This is a genomic window from Aquihabitans sp. G128 (assembly GCF_019048865.1).
Lineage (GTDB): Bacteria > Actinomycetota > Acidimicrobiia > Acidimicrobiales > Iamiaceae > Aquihabitans.
Genome location: NZ_CP077604.1, coordinates 851,753 through 868,991, shown reverse-complemented (window position 1 = coordinate 868,991; position 17,239 = coordinate 851,753). Strand labels below are relative to the sequence as shown.

Sequence of the window (17,239 nt, the reverse complement as noted above, 5' to 3'; positions counted from 1 at the left end):
CACCGGAACGGGTGGGTCCGGGGCGGCGACGGGGCGGTCGGTAGGGTGGCCGCCGTGACCGATGCCCCTCCCACCAGCTCGCCGATCACCGAGCCCGACGTCGATCCCACCGTGGCCGAGCGCCTCGCTGCCGCCGCCCAGCGGGCGCTCGCCGGCAACGTCGCCAAGGTCGGCGACAAGCTCGAGAAGCAGGGCAAGCTCTTCGTCCGGGACCGCCTGGACCTCCTGCTCGACCCCGGGTCGTTCGTCGAGGAGGCGCTGCTGGCCAACGCCTCGGCCACCGACCTGCCGGCCGACGGCGTGGTCACCGGCGTGGGTCGGGTCGACGGCCGCCCGGTGTGCGTGATGGCCAACGACCCCACGGTGAAGGCCGGGTCCTGGGGCGCCCGGACGGTCGAGAAGATCGTTCGCCTCACCGAGCACGCGCTCAAGCACGAGCTGCCCATCTTCTGGCTGGTCGACTCGGCCGGCGCCCGCATCACCGACCAGGTGCAGCTGTTCCCGGGCCGGCGCGGCGCCGGGCGCATCTTCTACAACCAGGTGAAGCTGTCGGGCCGGGTGCCCCAGATCTGCTGCCTCTTCGGCCCGTCGGCGGCCGGCGGCGCCTACATCCCCAGCTTCTGCGACATCGTGATCATGGTCGAGGGCAACGCCTCGATGTACCTGGGCTCGCCCCGCATGGCCGAGATGGTGATCGGCGAGAAGACCACGCTGGAGGAGATGGGCGGGGCCCGCATGCACGCCACCGTCTCCGGCTGCGGCGACAACCTGGCGTTCGACGACCCGGACGCCATCGACCAGGCCCGGGCCTGGTTCACCTACTTCCCGACCACCTGGCGCGAGCAGCCGCCGCGCTACGAGAGCATGGGCCCCTCGGCCCCGCTGCACGCCGCCAGCGTCCCGGACGACGACAAGCTGGCCTACGACGTCCACACCATCATCGACGGCATCGTCGACGCCGAGAGCTTCTTCGAGATCAAGCCGCTGTTCGCGCCCGAGCTGGTGTGCGGCCTGGGCCTCGTCGACGGCAAGCCCACCGGCTTCGTGGCCAACAACCCGCAGGCCAAGGGCGGGGCGCTGTTCACCGACTCCGCCGACAAGGCCGCCCGGTTCGTGTGGTGCTGCGACGCGTTCAACATCCCGCTGGTGTTCCTGGCCGACGTGCCGGGCTTCATGATCGGCACGGTCGTCGAGCGCGAGGGCATCATCCGCCACGGCGCCAAGATGGTCACCGCCATCTCGGAGGCCACCGTGCCCAAGCTGTGCGTGGTGCTGCGCAAGGCCTACGGCGCCGGGCTCTACGCCATGGCCGGCCCGGCCTTCGAGCCGGAGGCCACCATCGCCCTGCCCACCGCCAAGATCGCGGTCATGGGCCCCGAGGCCGCGGTCAACGCGGTGTTCGCCAACAAGATCGCCGCCATCGAGGACCCCGAGGAGCGGGACGCGTTCGTGGCCGAGCAGCGTCGCATCTACGAGGAGGACGTCGACATCCTGCGCCTGGCCTCGGAGCTGGTCATCGACGCCATCGTCGAGCCCCAGGACCTGCGCGACGACATCATCCGCCGCTTCGCCCTCGCCGAGGGCAAGGACCGCCACTTCTCCGACCGCCGCCACGGCGTGCCCCCCGTCTGATGGTCCGGGCCTACCCCGAGCGGGTCACCATCCGCGACGTCGGCCCCCGCGACGGCCTCCAGCCCGAGGCTCCGGTGGCCGTGGACGAGCGCATCCGCCTCGTCCACGCGCTCCAGGACGCCGGTGTCGCCCACATCGAGGTGGCGGCCTTCGTGTCGCCGAAGGCGGTGCCCGCCATGGCCGGTGCCGCCGAGGTCGTCGCCGGGATCGCCCGTCGTGCCGGCACCACCTACGCCGCGCTGGTGCCCAACGCCAAGGGCGCCGAGCTGGCCCTCGCCGCAGGGGTCGACGAGCTCACCGTCACCATCTCGGCGTCGGAGACCTACAACCAGCGCAACGTGAAGATGTCGACCGCCGAGTCCGAGGCGGCCATCGCCGCCATCGTGGCCCTGGCCGACCACGCCGACGTCCCGGTCGACGCCGTCATCTCGTGCGCGTTCGGCTCGCCCTACGAGGGGGAGCTGGCCCCGGCCGGGGTCGTGGCGCTCGCCCGCCGCCTCGAGGCCGCCGGGGTCGCCACCACCACCTACGCCGACACCACCGGCATGGCCACCCCCCGCCGCATCGACGACCTCGTCGACGCCCTGGCCGGCGAGGTCGACCGGGTGGGCCTGCACCTGCACGACACGCGGGGCGCGGCGCTGGTCAACGCCTACGCCGCGCTCGAGCGGGGCATCGCCCGCTTCGACACCTCGGTCGGCGGGCTCGGCGGTTCGCCGTTCGCCCACGGCGCCGGGGGCAACCTGGCCACCGAGTCGCTGGTGGCGGTGCTCGACGACCTCGAGGTGGCCACCGGCATCGACCTGGAACGGCTCATCGCCGCCGCCGCCCTGGTGGGCGAGCTGGTGGGGCGGCCGCTGGCCAGCGGCGTCGCCAACCACGGGCCCCGGACCCGGCTCGCCGCGCCTCGCCCCTGAGCACGCCCCGCCCCGGCCCCGTGGCTTGCTCCACGCAGGCGCCAGGCGGAAGGGTGTGACGTGCCCTGGTGCGAGACGTGCAGCCGCTTCTACAACCCGAGCAACGTCGCCCCCGACGGCACCTGCGTCACCTGCGGGCAGTTCATCGCCGATCCGCCGGACCCCGATGCCGAGGACTCGAAGGTCCCGTGGCACTTCTGGGTGCTCGTCGTGGCCCTGGTCCTGTACCTCGGCTGGCGGCTCGTCCAGGTGGTGATCTGGGCGGTCACGGGGCACTGGCCGGGGTGAACGCCAGGCGTCGCACCGGTTCGGAGGACGCCGGGGGCCCGTACTAGGGTGATCCTCCCCACGGGCTGTAGCGCAGCTTGGTTAGCGCACCTGACTGGGGGTCAGGGGGTCGGAGGTTCAAATCCTCTCAGCCCGACCATGGGAACTGCGAAGGGCCGGTCCGCAAGGGCCGGCCCTCGTCGCGCCCGCCCTCCCGATCCGCGCCTTGCTGCCGATGGAGGGGGGTGACGGGGGAGGAGCACGCACCAGCAGCGCGGCCGCTGGACGCCGCAGCGGTGCTCGGCGCCGTGCCCGGGGTCATCGTGCTCATCGAACGGGACGGCACCGTCCGGTGGGTCAACGAGCACGTCACCAGCTTCAGCGGCCACCGCCCCGAGGAGCTGATCGGCACCAACATGCTCGACCACCTCGGCGCGAGCGCCAACCCGCAGGCGCTGGAGTCCATCGGCTACGCCCTCGACCACGCCGGCGTGCAGCTGCCCACCGTGCTCGGGTTCCGTGCCGTCGACGGGTCCACCATCATCCTCGAGGCCATCGCCAACAACCAGTTCGACGAGCCGTCGATCGCTGCCCTGGTGGTCCACCTCGGGCCGTACGACGAACGGGCCGCCCTCGACCGGGTCCTGGGCTCGCTGGCGGCCGGCGACGACCCCGAGGTCTCCTTCGGCCACCTCCACCAGGTGGCTCGCGGCGCGACGCTTCGGGCCGAGTCGGCCGTGGTGTTCGGCGACGGCCGGGCCATCGCCTCCAGCCCAGAGGCCGCGGCGCCGATCGGCGCCCGCTGCCACGACCCGTCCGCCACGCCGTGGGCGGTGGCCGCCACCACCGGCCGCGCCGTCGTCCTGCCGGACGTCAGCTCCCTCGCGCCGGCCGCCCGTGCTGCGGCGCGCAAGGCGGGGTTCGAGGCGTGTTGGGCGCACCCCATCGGCCACGTCGACGACGACGGCGTGGGCGCGGTCCTGGTGATCTGGCGCCGGGAGCCGGGCTGGCCCGAGCCCAACGCCACCACGCTGGCCGATCAGCTCGTCCGCCTGGGGAAGCTGGCGCTGGATCGCGACGAGCACCGCCACCAGCTCCTGCACGCGGCCCGCCACGACCACCTGACAGGGCTGGCCAACCGGGCCCGCTTCTACGACGTCCTGGCCGAGCACCTCGCCGCCCGCCACGCACCGGTGGGCGTGCTCTACGTCGACCTCGACCGCTTCAAGGAGGTCAACGACGCCTTCGGCCACGGCCACGGCGACCGCGTCCTCCAGGAAGTGGCGGTCCGCCTCGACGCCGGCGTCGGGCCCACCGCGACGGTGGCCCGCCTCGGCGGCGACGAGTTCGGCATCTGCCAGCCCGGCTCCGACACCAGCATGCTCACGGCTACGGCCGAACGGCTCCTGGCCGCGCTCGAGGCTCCCATCCCGGTCGGCGACCAGGAGCATCGCATCGGGGCCACCATCGGCATCGCCCTCAGCGCGGCCACCCGACCCACGAGCACCGACCACCTCGTCGGGCGCGCCGACGCTGCGCTGGTCGAGGGCAAGGCGTCGACGAAGGGGACCTGGCACCTCGCCGAGGTCGAGGGCGGCGCCGCCCCGCCGCCCCGCTGACCGACGAGGTCAGAGCCCGATGGGATCGGGCTCGAGCCCGAGCCACACCTGGGCGGCGTCGGTGGCGACCTTCTCGCCGATGAACGCGTGCTGCGTGCCGGTGTAGAGGTCGCGGAAGGCCCGCTCGATCCGGCTGCCCTCGCGGATGGCGGTGGTGCCCGCCGCCAGGTGGGCCCACTCGGCGATGGCGCGCGAGCAGTCGGTGGCGTAGACGGCGGCGACCCGCAGGTCGGCGCGCTGGAGCGGCGTGAGCGGGGCCCCACCGGCGACGGCGTCCTCGATGTCTCCGAACGTCTGGTCGACGAGGAGCCGGGCGGCCCGCCACATGGACAGGTGGTGGGCCAGCCCCCGCTGGAAGCTGGCCTTGTTGGCCAGCGGGGCCGGGTCGCCCATGCGCACCTTGCTCGCGGCGAGCTCCTCGACGTCGTCGAGCATGCTCTTTGCCACGCCGAGGGCCCAGGCGGCGTGGCCGGCCGCGGTGATCGGCATCAGGCCCATGTGGAACGCCGCCGAGGCCCCGCGCAGCGGCTCCCGGGTGAACAGGGCGAACGTCCGGTGCGCCGGCACCAGCACGTCGTGGACCTCGTAGTCGTAGGACCCGGTGCCCTTCAGCCCCTGCACGTGCCACCCGTCGGTGAAGGTGACGTCGGCCCGGGGGAGGATGGCCACCCGCAGCTCCGGCACGCCCTCGGAGGCCCAGACCAGGTCGCCGTCGACCAGGGGCATGAAGCCGGCGGCCACGTACGCCGCGTGCCCGGTGCCCGACCCGAAGTTCCACGCCCCGGTGAGCCGGTAGCCCCCGTCGACCACCTCGGCGGTGCCGTTGGGGAAGAACTGGCCGCCCAGGGTGACCTGGTTGCCGTGGGCGGTGAACACCTCGGCGAAGCCGGCGTCCGGCAGGTAGGCCGCGGTGGCCGCTGCGGAGGGGAGGTTGGCGATGCCGATCCAGCCGAAGGAGCCGTCGAGGTAGGCCATGTCGATCCAGGTGGCCACCATCTCGCGGAACGACGGCTCCCGCCCGCCCGCGGCCACCGGGTTGAACAGGTTCATCAGCCCGCTGTCCCAGAGGGCAGCCACCACCGGCGCGGTCGTGGTGCGGGCGGCTTCGGCCGCTGGCGCCTCGGCCATGACCACCTCGGCCAGCGAGGCCACCCGTTCGGGCCCGGTGCGGTCCAGCTCGACGATGGTCATGGTGCCCCCTGGCTCCCGGCGCGGCACGCCCGCCCCGGGTGCGTCGGATGTTCGCACAACGCGACCAAGCCTGCCCGGGGCCCGGGCCGAGGCGGGCCCGCTCGGCCGGCGGCGCTCAGACCGTGAAGCGCACGAAGAGGGGGTGGCCGCGCCGCACGACCTCGCCCTCGATCCACGGCCCGGCGCCGGTGCGGGTGGCGATCCCCGCCGCGCCGCTGGCCAGGTTGGCGCCCAGGGTCGGGCACCCGAAGCGCAGCACCAGCTCGTCCCCGCCGTCGCGCCCGACGTAGGTGGCCGTGCCGGTGGAGCCCGATGGCCCGAACGAGTCCTGGATCCAGAAGCGACCGACCTCGCCGGCGCCGACGCGCTCGGGCGGGGGAGCGGCGAAGAAGCCGTACTCCGCCGTGCTCGCCACCAGGTCGAGGTCCTCGGCGCCGAGGGTGTTGTCGAGCTCGACGTAGGTGGAGAAGTCCATGCCGGTGCTCTGGCCGATCCGGGCCCGCCCCGCCGTGGCCGCCCGGCACACCAGGTCGCCGTCGTCGTCGTGGACGACCTCCCAGATCTCGCCGTCGAGCGCCTCGACGTCGACCACGGCGAAGGTGGTGCGCTGCGGGTTGGATGGCGAGTCGCGATCGGGGCCCGACGGGCAGTCGAAGCCGGTGTTGAGGTAGCGGATGGGCGACGTGTCGATGCCGGCGATCGGCACGTGGGTGTGACCCATCACCACCAGCTCCACCTGCTCGGTGAACGCCAGCTGCTGGGCGAACCACCCGAGGTAGCTGCCGTCGAGGTCGGCCAGCGCCGAGCGCACGGCGCTGGCGGTGCCCACCAGGCCCCCGCCGTGGTCGACCACCCACTCGGTCCAGCAGTTGGCATAGGCGGCGCGCACCTCGTCGAGCGTCACCACGCGGCCGTCGGGGAGGAGGTAGGTGTCGGCCCCGGTGACGCCCGTGGCGGCGCAGACGAAGTCGAGCAGGCTGGCGGTGATCGACCAGGCGCCGAGGCCCGAGGCGATGGCCCCGAGCGAGCCCAGGTCGATGCCGTTCGGGGCGCCCTGGCCGGCGAGGTCGGCCACGGTCTGGCCCGGCGCCAACCGGCGGGCCCACCCCGTGGAGACGGCCCGGGTCACGAAGTAGCCCACCGGCAGCGGGGCCCACGGGTTGCGCAGGTGCGGGGCGTTGAACAGGGTGAAGTCGTGGCCGTGGGTGAGGGCCAGCCCGCTGCCCTCGCCGAGGGGCAGGTAGGGCGCATCGGTCACGAGGCGCACGTGGTGGCCGCCGGGGCTGGCGATGGTGGCCACCTCCTCGGCGGTGACGCCCATGTCGTGGTTGCCGGGCACGTAGGTGACGGCGCCGTCGAGCGCGTCGAGCACCTCGCCCAGCTTGCCGTCCGGCCCCAGCACCGCCGGGTGGGTGGCCACGATGTCGGCGAAGGTCGGCGGCCGCTCATGGCCGGGATAGGTCCAGAGGTCGACGACGTCGCCCAGCAGGACCAGCTCGCGGACCTGCTCGGCCTCGGCCAGCACCCAGTCGAGCAGGTGCACGAGGTACGCCTCGTGCACGTCGCGCTGGTACCAGACCGTGGGCCCGTCGGTCCCCAGGTGCACGTCGCTGAGCACCACCACGTGGCCCTTGGCGGCCGCGCCGCGGTCGAGGTGCTGGTCCAGGCCCACCGGTCCTTCCTACCTGGTCGGGTGACGCGGGCGAAAGGCGTGACCCGCCCCAACCTCGGGGGCGGCGGCCGGCCCACTACCGTGGAGCGCCATGAGCGCCACCTTCCTGCTGCTCGCCCTCCCCGTGGCCGCCGTCTCGGCGTTCCGCGGCGTCTGGTCGCCGTGTGGCCTGTCGATGTTGTCGTCCATCACGCCGATGACCGAGGCCGGGCGGGGCAACCGCTTCCGGACCACCGCGGCGTGGTTCGTCCTCGGAGGGCTCCTCGGCGGCCTCTCGCTGGGGCTCCTGGCGGCCGCCGGCGCTGCGGGCCTCGCCGCCCTGGGCCCGTCCACCACCGCACTCCTCGGCATCGGCGCCGCCGTGGCCGTCGCCACCGCCGCGATCGACCTCGGCGTGCTCGGCATCGAGCTGCCGATCTTCAAGCGCCAGGTCAACGACGCCTGGCTGCGCCAATACCGGTCCTGGGCCTACGGCGCCGGCTTCGGGTGGCAGATCGGCTTCGGCGTGGCCACCTACATCATGACCGCCGGGGTGTTCCTCACCATCGCCCTCGCCGTCGTGTCGGCTTCACCGGCGCTGGCCCTCACCATCGGCGCCACCTTCGGGCTGGTCCGGGGCTCGGCGGTCTTCCTCGGCCGCTCGGCCACCTCGCCCGCCGCCCTCGGCCGGGTGCACGAGCGGCTCGACGCCGCCGCCCCCGCCGCCCGGGCGGCTGCCGCCGGCGTGCAGGTGCTGGCCGCCGCCGTCCTCGCCGGCCTCGCCCTGCACCCGCTGGCCGGTGCGGCCGTCCTGGCCGCCGCCGCCATCGTGGTGGTCGTCAACCGGCCCGGCCTGCGCCCCGCCGCCTCCTGATCCACCGGTAGCCTCCGGCGCATGTGCGGCCGGTTCGTCTCGTCCTCGCCTCCGGATGAGGTGGCTCGGTACTTCGATGCCGAGCCGCCGGTCGAGGACGCGTTCGTGCCCCGCTACAACGTGGCGCCCACCGACGACGTGTTCGTGGTCCTGGTCGACGGGGGCGTCCGTCGGGTGGCCGCCCACCACTGGGGCCTGGTGCCGTTCTGGGCCAAGTCGCCTGCCGCCGGCGCCCGCATGATCAACGCCCGCGCCGAGGGCCTGGCCGACAAGGGCGCGTTCAAGGCGGCCTACCGTGCCCGGCGCTGCATCGTCCCGGCCGACGGCTTCTACGAGTGGCAGAAGCTCGAGGGGACCAAGGCCAAGCAGCCCTACTTCGTGCACCGCCCGGACCACGAGCCGCTGGCCTTCGCCGGCCTCTGGGAGGAGTGGCGGCCCAGCCGCGACAGCGACGACGTCCTCCGCTCCACCACCATCATCACCACGACGGCGAACGACGCCATGGCCGCCATCCACGACCGGATGCCGGTGATCCTGGCGCCGGGCTCTTGGGACCGGTGGCTCGATCCCGCCGACGCCGACCTCGACACGCTCGGTCGGCTCCTGGTCCCCGCCCCGCCGGACGTGCTGGCGCTGCGACCGGTGGGCACCGAGGTCGGGAACGTCCGCAACCAGGGCCCGCAGCTCATCGCCCCGGTCGAGCCGGGCGACGCGCCAGGCCAGACCAGCCTGGACCTCGGCCTCGGCCTCGGCCTGGACGAGCCCGGTCGGGGGTGACCGCCCCGACCCGCAGCCCGAGCATCCGGCGCCGCTGGGACCGCTTCGTCCTCCAGGCCGAGGGCCGCCTCGACGGCGAGGCGGCCGACCGCCTGCTGCCGTGGATCGGTGCGGCGCTGGTGTTCGCCGTCCTCCTGGCGCTCGACGCCGCCGCCATCCGCGCCCTCGAGGGCGGGAGCGGCCTCGGACCGTGGCTGCAGGCGGCGTGGCGCCGCCAGCACGGCGGTGCGGGCCACCCCGTGGGCGGCCTCGACCCGGCGTCGGCCAGCTGGTCGTTCATCTCCGAGCCGGTCCTGTGGGCCACGCGGTTCGTGCCCGCCGAGGCCGTCTTCTCCACCGTCCAGGCCGGTGCCATCGCCGCCGCGGTCGTGCCGCTGTGGCGCCTGGCCCGCGAGGAGGCCCGACTGCGGGTGGGGGCCTCGCTCGTGGTCATCACCGCCTTCGCGCTGGCGCCGACGCTGCACCGGGCCGACCTGAGCGCCTTCCACCCCGAGCTGATCGCGCTGCCGGCCCTGCTGTGGGCCTACCTGCAGGCTTGCCGCGGCCACCACAAGCGCTACGCCGCCCTGGTCCTGGTGGTGCTGCTGTGCCGAGCCGACCTCGGCCTCACCGTCGCCGCCCTCGGGGCGCTGCTGGCGACGCAGGGCCAGCGGCGCAAGGGCGTGATCACCGCCGTCGTGGGGCTGGCGTGGTCGATCGCGGCCGTGCTGGTGCTGCACCCGAAGGCGCCGGATCGGGCGCTCACCCCGGCCGGCGAGTTCGTGGCCCGGTCGGTCACGCCGCTGGCGGCGTTCCCCCGGCTGGTCTTCCACCCGCTCTTCGAGCTGCGGGAGCTCCTGGCCGAGCCGAGCGTCCTGTTCCTCGTGGTGGTGCTGGCGCCCCTGCTCTTCCTGCCGCTGGTGTCGCCCCGCAAGCTCCTCGTGGCCATGCCGTGCCTCGTGCTGGCCATGATCGCCGACCGAGCCGTGCAGCGGAACGCCCAGGAGGGCGTGCTCAACCTGTCGCCGGCCGCCGCCCACATCGGCCCGGCCACCGCCTTCGTGTTCGTCGCCCTGGTGTTCGCGCTCGAGCGGATCGGCGAGGTCAGCGTCACCCGGGTCAACGTCGACCGCCGGGTGCTGCTCGCCCTGCTGGCGGGCGCGGTCCTGCTGTTCGTGACCGAGGCTCCGAGCTCGCCCTACCGCCAGCCTTGGGCGTGGGGGAGCCGGGACGCCGTCGACGGTGCCCGCCTGGAGGCGGTCGACCGCATCGACCCCGACGCCGCCGTGGCGTCTTCGCCCACCACCACCGCCCTCGTGGCCGAGCGGGCCGACCTGATCGAGCTGCCTCCCGATCCGGAGAACCTCACCGCCGCCCGCATCCGGCTGGTGGCCAAGCGGGCCGAGGTGGTCCTGCTCGACACCTCCGAGGTCGACAACCGCACCGGCGACCCGCTCTGGACCGACGCCGATCGCGCCACCGTGCTCGACCGCTTCGCCGAGCGCGGCTACGACCCCACCTACCAGGCGGCCGGCATCTACCTGCTTGACCGCAGCGGCACGGGCTGACCCGCTCGGCGCGCCGGCGCTCAGGCGTCGGCGACCTCGGCGTGGCCGGCGGCCCGCAGCGCGGCGCGCAGGGCCTCGGCCGCAGCGTCCTGGGCGGCATCGCTGACCGAGGGGTCGGCCTTGGCGAAGGACAGGTCCGCCTCGGACTCGATCGGGATCACGTGGAGGTGGGTGTGGGGCACCTCCAGGCCGGCGATGATCAGGCCGACCCGAGCGGGGGAGAAGGCGGCCACCTGGGCCTGGCCGACGATCTGGGCCACCCGCATGAGGTGGGCGGCGAGGTCCGGGTCGAGGTCGAGCCAGTGGTCGACCTCCTCGATGGGCACCACCATCACGTGACCGGTGCTGATGGGGGCGATGGTGAGGAACACGACCGCCCGGTCGTCCCGCCAGACGAAGCGGCCGGGGATCTCGCCGGCGATGATCCGGTGAAGAGCGAAGCCATGCGGCGATCCTAGGGAGCGACCCGTGGCCCACCCCGTCCCGCCGGAGCCCGGTCGGTAGGCTCGGCGCCGATGACCGTGGGCGAACCGACGATCGAGGTGGGCGGGACCGCACCGGAGCCGGTCGACGGCAGCGCCATCCTCACCATCCCCAACGTGATCTCGCTGGTGCGCCTCCTGTGCCTGCCGATCTTCGTCTACCTGATGTTCGGCCGCGACAACCGGGCGGCGGCGGCGGGCCTCCTGGCCGTCCTCGGCGCCACCGACTGGATCGACGGCTACATCGCCCGCCACTACCACCAGGTCTCCGACCTCGGGAAGATCCTCGACCCGGTGGCCGATCGGCTGCTGTTCTTCGTCGGGATCGGCTGCATCCTGATCGACGGCAGCGTGCCGGTCTGGTTCGCCTGGATGGTGCTGGTCCGTGAGTTCGTGGTGGCCGCCACCACGGTGGTGCTCGGCCTCATGGGTGCCCGCCGCGTCGACGTCACCTGGTTCGGCAAGGCCGGCACCTTCGGGCTGATGTTCGCGTTCCCGCTGTTCCTGGCCTCGGAGTCCACCATGGGCTGGGCCGACACCGGCCGGGTCTTCGCCTGGGTCACGGGCATCCCGGGGCTGGCCTTCAGCTACGTCGCCTGGGCCCTCTACCTGCCGCTCGGCATCAAGGCGCTGCGCGAGGGTCGGGCCGACCGGGCAGCTGCCGAGGCCGCCTGAAGGTTCCGGGAAACCCGCTCCGGCCCGTTCGGCGCAACCTGACCGGGGGTAGCTTGGCGGCCATGAAGGCCGTGATCATGGCAGGAGGCGAGGGGACGCGGCTGCGTCCGCTCACCTCGAACTGCCCGAAGCCCATGCTCCCGTTGGCCAACCGGCCGATGATGGAGCACGTCGTCAACCTGCTCAAGCAGCACGGGATCGACGAGATCGTGGTCACGGTGGCGTTCCTCGCCAACCAGATCCGCACCTACTTCGGCGACGGCTCCGAGTTCGGCGTGAAGATCGTCTACGCCACCGAGGACCAGCCTCTCGGCACCGCCGGCTCCGTGCGCAACGCCATGGCCGAGCTCACCGAGCGCTTCCTCGTGATCTCCGGCGACGTGCTCACCGACATCGACCTCGGCAAGATCCTGGCCTTCCACGACGAGAAGCAGGCGCTCGCCACCATCGGCCTGGTGGCGGTCGACAACCCGCTCGAAGTTCGGCATCGTCATCACCCAGGAGGACGGCTCCATCGAGCGCTTCCTCGAGAAGCCCACCTGGGGCCAGGTGTTCAGCGACACCATCAACACCGGCATCTTCGTGCTGGAGCCCGAGGTGTTCGACTACATCCCGGCCGACCGCCCGGTCGACTTCTCCAGCGAGGTGTTCCCGGCCCTGCTGGCCGACGGCAAGCCCATCTACGGCGCCGTGGCCGAGGGCTACTGGGAGGACGTCGGCACGCTCGAGTCCTACGTCTCGTCCCACAAGGACGTCATGGACGGCAAGGTCCAGGTCGACGTGCCCGGCTTCGAGCTGGGGCGGGGCGTCTGGCTGGGGGAGGGGGCCGACGTCCACCCCGACGCCAAGATCGAGGGCTTCGCCGTCATCGGCGAGAACTGCCGGGTGGAGGCCGGGGCCCGCATCGGCGACTACGCCGTGCTCGGCGGCAACGTCCGCGTCCGGGGCGGCGCCGACATCGAGCGCAGCGTGGTCCACGACAACGCCTACCTCGGCGAGGGCGTGCAGCTGCGGGGCTCGGTCATCGGCCGGGCCAGCGACCTGCGCAGGGGCGCCCGCTGCGACGACGGTTCGGTCATCGGCGACGAGTGCTTCATCGGCGACAACGCGCACATCGCCGCCGATGTGAAGATCTACCCCTTCAAGACCGTCGAGGCCGGGGCGGTCATCAACTCCTCGATCATCTGGGAGTCCAAGGGCGCCCGGCAGCTGTTCGGGCGCGACGGCGTCTCGGGCCTGGCCAACGTCGACATCAGCCCCGAGCTGGCGGCCCGGGTGGCCATGGCCTTCGCCACCACCCTCCGCAAGGACGCCACGGTCATCACGTCGCGGGACTCCTCGCGAGCGGCCCGCATGCTCAAGCGGGCGTTCATGGCCGGGCTCAACGCCAGCGGCATCAACGTGCTCGACCTCGAGGTGGCCCCGGTTCCGGTCACCCGGTACCTCACCCGCCAGCCCCAGGCCTCCGCCGGCGCCACCATCCGCCTCGTCGACGGCGACTCGCAGTCGGTCGTCATCCGCTTCTTCGACCGCGACGGCATCGACATCACCACCGACGCCCAGCGCAAGATCGAGCGCCTCTTCGCCCGGGAGGACTTCCGCCGGGTCCTCGCCGGCGAGATCGGCGACATCGGCTTCCCCCGCGGGCGCTGGAGCACTACACCGCCGCCCTCGGCGAGACCGTCGACCTCGCCTCGGTCCGCGACAAGGGCTTCAAGCTGGTGGTCGACTACGGCTACGGCGCCACCGCCTTCGTCATGCCCAACGTGCTGGGCAAGCTCGGGGCCGACGTGCTGGGCGTGAACCCCTACGCCAGCACCCGCCAGCGCATCACCGTCGACAAGGCCGAGGCCCAGGCCAACGTGTCTCGCCTGGTGCAGGCGTCCGGCGCCCACCTCGGCGCGCTGATCGATGCCGACGGCGAGCACCTCACCCTGGTCGACGACAGCGGGCAGGTCCTCACCGACGACGAGGCCCGGCTGGCGTTCGTGTCGCTGGTCGCCGGCCACCTCCTCGGCGACCGCATCGCCCTACCGGTGAACGTCAGCTCGGTGGCCGAGCAGCTGGTGGCGCCCTACGACGTGCGCATCCAGCACACCAAGACCTCCACCGCCGCCCTCATGGCTGCCGCCAGCGAGAAGGGCGTGGGCTTCGCCGCCAGCGGCGACGGCGGGTTCATCCTCCCCGGCTTCCTGCCGGCCTTCGACGCCGGGGCCGCGCTGGTGAAGCTGCTCGAGCTCCTCGCCAAGGCGGGCACCACCCTGGCCGCGGTGCGCGAGAGCCTGCCGAGGGTGCACCTGGCCCACGAGACCGTGGTGACCCCCTGGGAGCAGAAGGGCCTGGTGATGCGCACCCTCGTGGAGCTCAGCAAGGACCGCCGCCTCGAGCTCATCGACGGGGTGAAGGTCTTCCACGACGACGGCTGGGTCCTCGCGCTGCCGGACCCCGAGGAGCCGGTCACCCACATCTGGGCCGAGGGCACCGATCAGGCCGCGGCCCGCTCGCTGGCCCAGGAGTACGTCCGCCGCATCCGCCAGACCCTGCGCTGACCGTGGCGGCGCCGGCCCCGTCGCCGGTCCCGCCGCGGGGCGCCGTCGGGTAGCCTCGGCCCCCATGAACGTCCCCGATGAGCTGCGCTACTCCACGGACCACGAATGGATCCGGGTCGACGGCAACACGGTCCGCATCGGCATCACCGACTACGCCCAGGACGCCCTGGGCGACGTCGTCTTCGTGCAGGTCCCCGACGTCGGCTCGGCCGTGGCCAGCGGCGCCGGCATCAGCGAGGTCGAGAGCACCAAGTCCGTCTCGGACATCTACGCACCCGTCGCCGGGACCATCACCGAGGTCAACGCCGACCTGGACGCCAACCCGGAGCGGATCAACGCCGACCCGTACGGCGAGGGCTGGATCTGCACCATCGAGGTGTCGGACCCGGCCGAGCTCGAGTCCCTGCTCGACGCCGACGCCTACCGCAAGCTGATCGAGGGATGACCCTGGATCCGGGTCGCGCCCGGATCCACCGTACGGCGAGGTGGCACCGGTGACCGACGTCTTCTGCAACAACTGCGGGCACCGCAACACCGCGGGGTCGAACTTCTGCTCGTCCTGCGGCCAGCCGCTCGAAGCGCGTCGACGAGGACGCCACCAGCACCATCACCTTCTCGCTCGACCAGCAGCCCGGCGGCGAGGAGATCAAGGTCGAGCTGGCCGACGTCGGTCCCGGCGGCGTGCTGGTGGCCACCCGGGGCCCCAACTCGGGCTCGGAGTTCGCCCTCGAGCACGTCATCACCACCATCGGGCGCCACCCCGAGTCCGACATCTTCCTCGACGACGTGACCGTGTCTCGACGTCACGTGGAGGTCGAGCGCACCACCAGCGGCTACGTCGTCCGCGACGTCGGCTCGCTCAACGGGACCTACCTCAACCAGGACCTGATCGAGGGCGACAAGCCGATGGCCAACGGTGACGAGCTCCAGGTCGGCCGGTTCAAGCTGGTGTTCGTGGCCGGGTCGGAGGCCTGACGTGGCCGACGCCCACCTCTCGATCGGCGAGGTCCTCAGCCTGTTGCAGGACGAGTTCCCCGACGTCACCATCTCCAAGATCCGCTTCCTGGAGAGCCAGGGCCTGATCGACCCGGAGCGCACCCCGTCGGGCTACCGCAAGTTCTACGAGAGCGACATCGACCGGCTGCGCTGGATCCTCGTGCAGCAGCGCGAGAACTTCCTGCCGCTGAAGGTGATCAAGGACCGCCTCGGCTCCGGTGACGGCGTGCCCGCCGACGAGCCCGCAGCCGCCGCCCCGGTGCCGCCCGATGCGGCGCCTGACGAGCCCGGCACCGCCGCGGCGGTGGCCGACGGCGAGGCCGCCGCTCCCGCCGCCGCCCCCACCGTGCGGGCCTCCATGCCCGCCGGCGAGGCGCCCGGCGCCCCCCAGCCCATCTGGATGGCCGACCTCGCCGCCAGCCGACAGGCCGCCGACACCGAGGCCGCCCTCGCCACCGCCACCGCAGCCACCCTGTCGGCCACCGTGGCCGCCCCGGACGGCGCCGCAGCCGGCACCGTCTCCGACGTGAGCCTCAGCCTCCAGGAGCTGGCCGCCGCCACCGGCCTCACCCTGGAGTCGCTCCGCGAGCTCGAGCAGTACGGCCTGCTCAGCGGCCGGTCCTACGGCAACGACGTGTACTACGACGGCGACGCGCTGCTCATCGCCACCAAGGCCGCCGCCTTCCTCGGCCACGGCATCGGTGCCCGCCACCTCCGCATGTACAAGGTGGCCGCCGAGCGCGAGGCGGGGTTCCTGGAGCAGGTGGCCATGCCGCTGCTCAAGCAGCGCAACCCCGATGCCCGCCGGCAGGCCGTGGCGCTGGTCGAGGAGCTCTCCGACCTCGGCCACGACCTGCGCTCGGCGCTGCTGCGCGCCAACCTGCGCCAGCACCTCGACCGGGCGTGACCGACCCGGACGGCCCGGTCCTCCTCGCCGACGAGGCTCGGCTCCAGGCCGAGGCCCGACGGGTGGCCGAGGCCATCTCCGCCGACCACCCCGGCGGCGTCACCCTCGTCGCCGTGCTGAAGGGGTCGGTGGTCTTCCTGGCCGACCTGGCTCGCCGCATCACGGTCCCGGCCCGCATCGACATGGTGGCGGTGGCCCCGTTCGACGGCGCCGCCGCCCGCACGCGTGGTCAAGGACCTCGACCACCCCATCGCCGGCGAGGCCGTCGTGCTGGTGACCGGCATCGTCGACACCGGCTTCACCGCCGACTTCCTGCGCCGCCACCTCGCCTCGTTCGAGCCGGCGTCGGTCCGGGTGGCCGCCCTGGTCGACAAGCCGGTCCGCCGGATCCTGCCGCTGGTCCCGGACTACGCAGCCCTGGAGGCGCCCGACCGGTTCCTCATCGGCTACGGGCTCGACCACCGGGGCCGGTACCGCAACCTCCGCGACCTCTGGACCGTCGACGGGGGAGCGCTCCAGGACGATCCCGACCGGTACGTCCCACAGCTGTACCCGGTCGCGCCCTGACCGGGGCATCTGCCCGCCCCACCCGCAGCAGCGGACGGTAGGCTCGCCCCGTGGCCGAGATGGAACTGGTGGGCGTGCGGGTCGAGATGCCGAGCAGCTCGCCGATCGCCCTGTTGCGAGAGGTGGGCGGCGCCCGCCGCGTGCTGCCGATCTTCATCGGCGCCCCGGAGGCCACCGCGATCGCCTTCGCCCTCGAAGAGGTCGTCACGCCCCGGCCGATGACCCACGACCTCTTCCGCGAGGTCCTCGACGACCTCGGCGTGAGCCTCGAGAAGATCACCGTGACCGAGCTGAAGGAAGGCGTGTTCCACGCCGAGCTCGAGCTCAACGGGCGCGACGGGGTCCACACCATCTCCTCCCGCCCCTCGGACGCCATCGCCCTGGCGGCTCGCACCGGTTCGCCCATCTACGCCAACGAGGACGTGCTGGCCGAGGCCGGCTACCTCGAGGACGACGAGCCCGAGGAAGAGGCCCAGCAGGAAGAGGTGGTGGAGGAGTTCCGCTCCTTCATCGACTCCGTCAACCCGGAGGACTTCGCCTGACCCTGGGCGGCGGCCGGTGGGCTCCGCGCCACATCGGTAGCGGGCG

At 73.1% G+C, this 17,239-nt stretch carries 16 protein-coding genes, 1 tRNA gene and 2 pseudogenes; 16 read left to right on the top strand and 3 right to left on the bottom strand.

Translation table 11 applies throughout. The features are described 5' to 3' along the window. The first annotated feature begins 54 nt into the window (after positions 1-54). The 5 genes from KSP35_RS04065 (at position 55) to KSP35_RS04045 (ending at position 4,435) form a co-directional block, all read left to right on the top strand. Positions 55-1,632 (top strand): acyl-CoA carboxylase subunit beta, encoded by a 1,578-nt coding sequence (locus tag KSP35_RS04065; RefSeq protein WP_254126977.1) that lies wholly within the window; start codon positions 55-57, stop codon positions 1,630-1,632. Beyond that, complete coding sequence (locus KSP35_RS04060) at positions 1,632-2,549, top strand: hydroxymethylglutaryl-CoA lyase (protein WP_216999149.1); 918 nt, start codon at positions 1,632-1,634, stop codon at positions 2,547-2,549. The genes KSP35_RS04065 and KSP35_RS04060 overlap by 1 nt, the downstream gene beginning before the upstream one ends. A 60-nt stretch (positions 2,550-2,609) precedes the next feature. Continuing rightward, positions 2,610-2,837 carry a hypothetical protein gene (locus KSP35_RS04055; protein WP_216999146.1) on the top strand — a complete coding sequence of 76 codons (228 nt, stop codon included), beginning with the start codon at positions 2,610-2,612 and terminating at the stop codon, positions 2,835-2,837. Between the two features lie 61 nt (positions 2,838-2,898). After that, positions 2,899-2,976 (top strand) — tRNA-Pro (locus tag KSP35_RS04050). An 85-nt stretch (positions 2,977-3,061) separates the two neighbouring features. Further along, entirely contained in the window at positions 3,062-4,435 is a 1,374-nt protein-coding gene (locus KSP35_RS04045) for a diguanylate cyclase domain-containing protein (RefSeq protein WP_216999144.1), read from the top strand. Between the two features lie 9 nt (positions 4,436-4,444). Here KSP35_RS04045 and KSP35_RS04040 read toward each other — a convergent pair whose 3' ends face one another. After that, the gene (locus tag KSP35_RS04040; protein WP_216999137.1) at positions 4,445-5,626 is read right to left on the bottom strand and encodes an acyl-CoA dehydrogenase family protein; all 1,182 of its coding nucleotides are present in this window, start codon (positions 5,624-5,626) and stop codon (positions 4,445-4,447) included. A 115-nt stretch (positions 5,627-5,741) separates the two neighbouring features. Further along, complete coding sequence (locus KSP35_RS04035; RefSeq protein ID WP_216999135.1) at positions 5,742-7,298, bottom strand: metallophosphoesterase; 1,557 nt, start codon at positions 7,296-7,298, stop codon at positions 5,742-5,744. 91 nt (positions 7,299-7,389) lie between these two features. On the opposite strand from KSP35_RS04035, the gene KSP35_RS04030 reads away from it, so the two are divergent. From KSP35_RS04030 to KSP35_RS04020, 3 genes are read left to right on the top strand one after another with little or no spacing between them, the layout of a single operon-like run. Further along, complete coding sequence (locus KSP35_RS04030) at positions 7,390-8,151, top strand: hypothetical protein (RefSeq protein ID WP_216999133.1); 762 nt, start codon at positions 7,390-7,392, stop codon at positions 8,149-8,151. Positions 8,152-8,172: 21 nt separating this feature from the next. Continuing rightward, entirely contained in the window at positions 8,173-8,928 is a 756-nt protein-coding gene (locus KSP35_RS04025; protein WP_216999131.1) for an SOS response-associated peptidase, read from the top strand. After that, positions 8,925-10,475, top strand: a complete 1,551-nt coding sequence (locus tag KSP35_RS04020) for a DUF2079 domain-containing protein (RefSeq protein ID WP_216999129.1) — start codon at positions 8,925-8,927, stop codon at positions 10,473-10,475. The genes KSP35_RS04025 and KSP35_RS04020 overlap by 4 nt, the downstream gene beginning before the upstream one ends. 20 nt (positions 10,476-10,495) lie before the next feature. On the opposite strand, the gene KSP35_RS04015 is transcribed toward KSP35_RS04020, so the two are convergent. Further along, entirely contained in the window at positions 10,496-10,885 is a 390-nt protein-coding gene (locus KSP35_RS04015) for an HIT domain-containing protein (RefSeq protein ID WP_254127179.1), read from the bottom strand. Between the two features lie 105 nt (positions 10,886-10,990). Between KSP35_RS04015 and KSP35_RS04010 the strand changes: the two genes are divergently transcribed. The 8 genes and pseudogenes from KSP35_RS04010 (at position 10,991) to KSP35_RS03965 (ending at position 17,193) form a co-directional block, all read left to right on the top strand. Further along, positions 10,991-11,632: a CDP-alcohol phosphatidyltransferase family protein gene (locus KSP35_RS04010; protein ID WP_254126976.1), complete on the top strand. Its 642-nt coding sequence runs from the start codon at positions 10,991-10,993 to the stop codon at positions 11,630-11,632. 62 nt (positions 11,633-11,694) lie between these two features. After that, positions 11,695-14,181, top strand: a pseudogene (locus KSP35_RS25570) (sugar phosphate nucleotidyltransferase). Positions 14,182-14,245: 64 nt separating this feature from the next. Next, positions 14,246-14,626 (top strand): glycine cleavage system protein GcvH, encoded by a 381-nt coding sequence (gene gcvH, locus KSP35_RS03990; protein WP_216999123.1) that lies wholly within the window; start codon positions 14,246-14,248, stop codon positions 14,624-14,626. Between the two features lie 40 nt (positions 14,627-14,666). Further along, positions 14,667-14,726 (top strand): annotated as a pseudogene (locus KSP35_RS25565) (hypothetical protein); the annotation flags it as partial. Between the two features lie 61 nt (positions 14,727-14,787). Further along, positions 14,788-15,156, top strand: a complete 369-nt coding sequence (locus KSP35_RS03980) for an FHA domain-containing protein (protein WP_371748955.1) — start codon at positions 14,788-14,790, stop codon at positions 15,154-15,156. Between the two features lies 1 nt (position 15,157). Next, positions 15,158-16,084, top strand: a complete 927-nt coding sequence (locus tag KSP35_RS03975) for a MerR family transcriptional regulator (RefSeq protein ID WP_216999119.1) — start codon at positions 15,158-15,160, stop codon at positions 16,082-16,084. Positions 16,085-16,309: 225 nt separating this feature from the next. After that, on the top strand, positions 16,310-16,651 hold the full coding sequence (locus KSP35_RS03970) for a phosphoribosyltransferase (RefSeq protein ID WP_216999117.1): 342 nt from the start codon (positions 16,310-16,312) through the stop codon (positions 16,649-16,651). Between the two features lie 59 nt (positions 16,652-16,710). Beyond that, positions 16,711-17,193 carry a bifunctional nuclease family protein gene (locus KSP35_RS03965; protein WP_254127176.1) on the top strand — a complete coding sequence of 161 codons (483 nt, stop codon included), beginning with the start codon at positions 16,711-16,713 and terminating at the stop codon, positions 17,191-17,193. Positions 17,194-17,239: the final 46 nt, after the last annotated feature.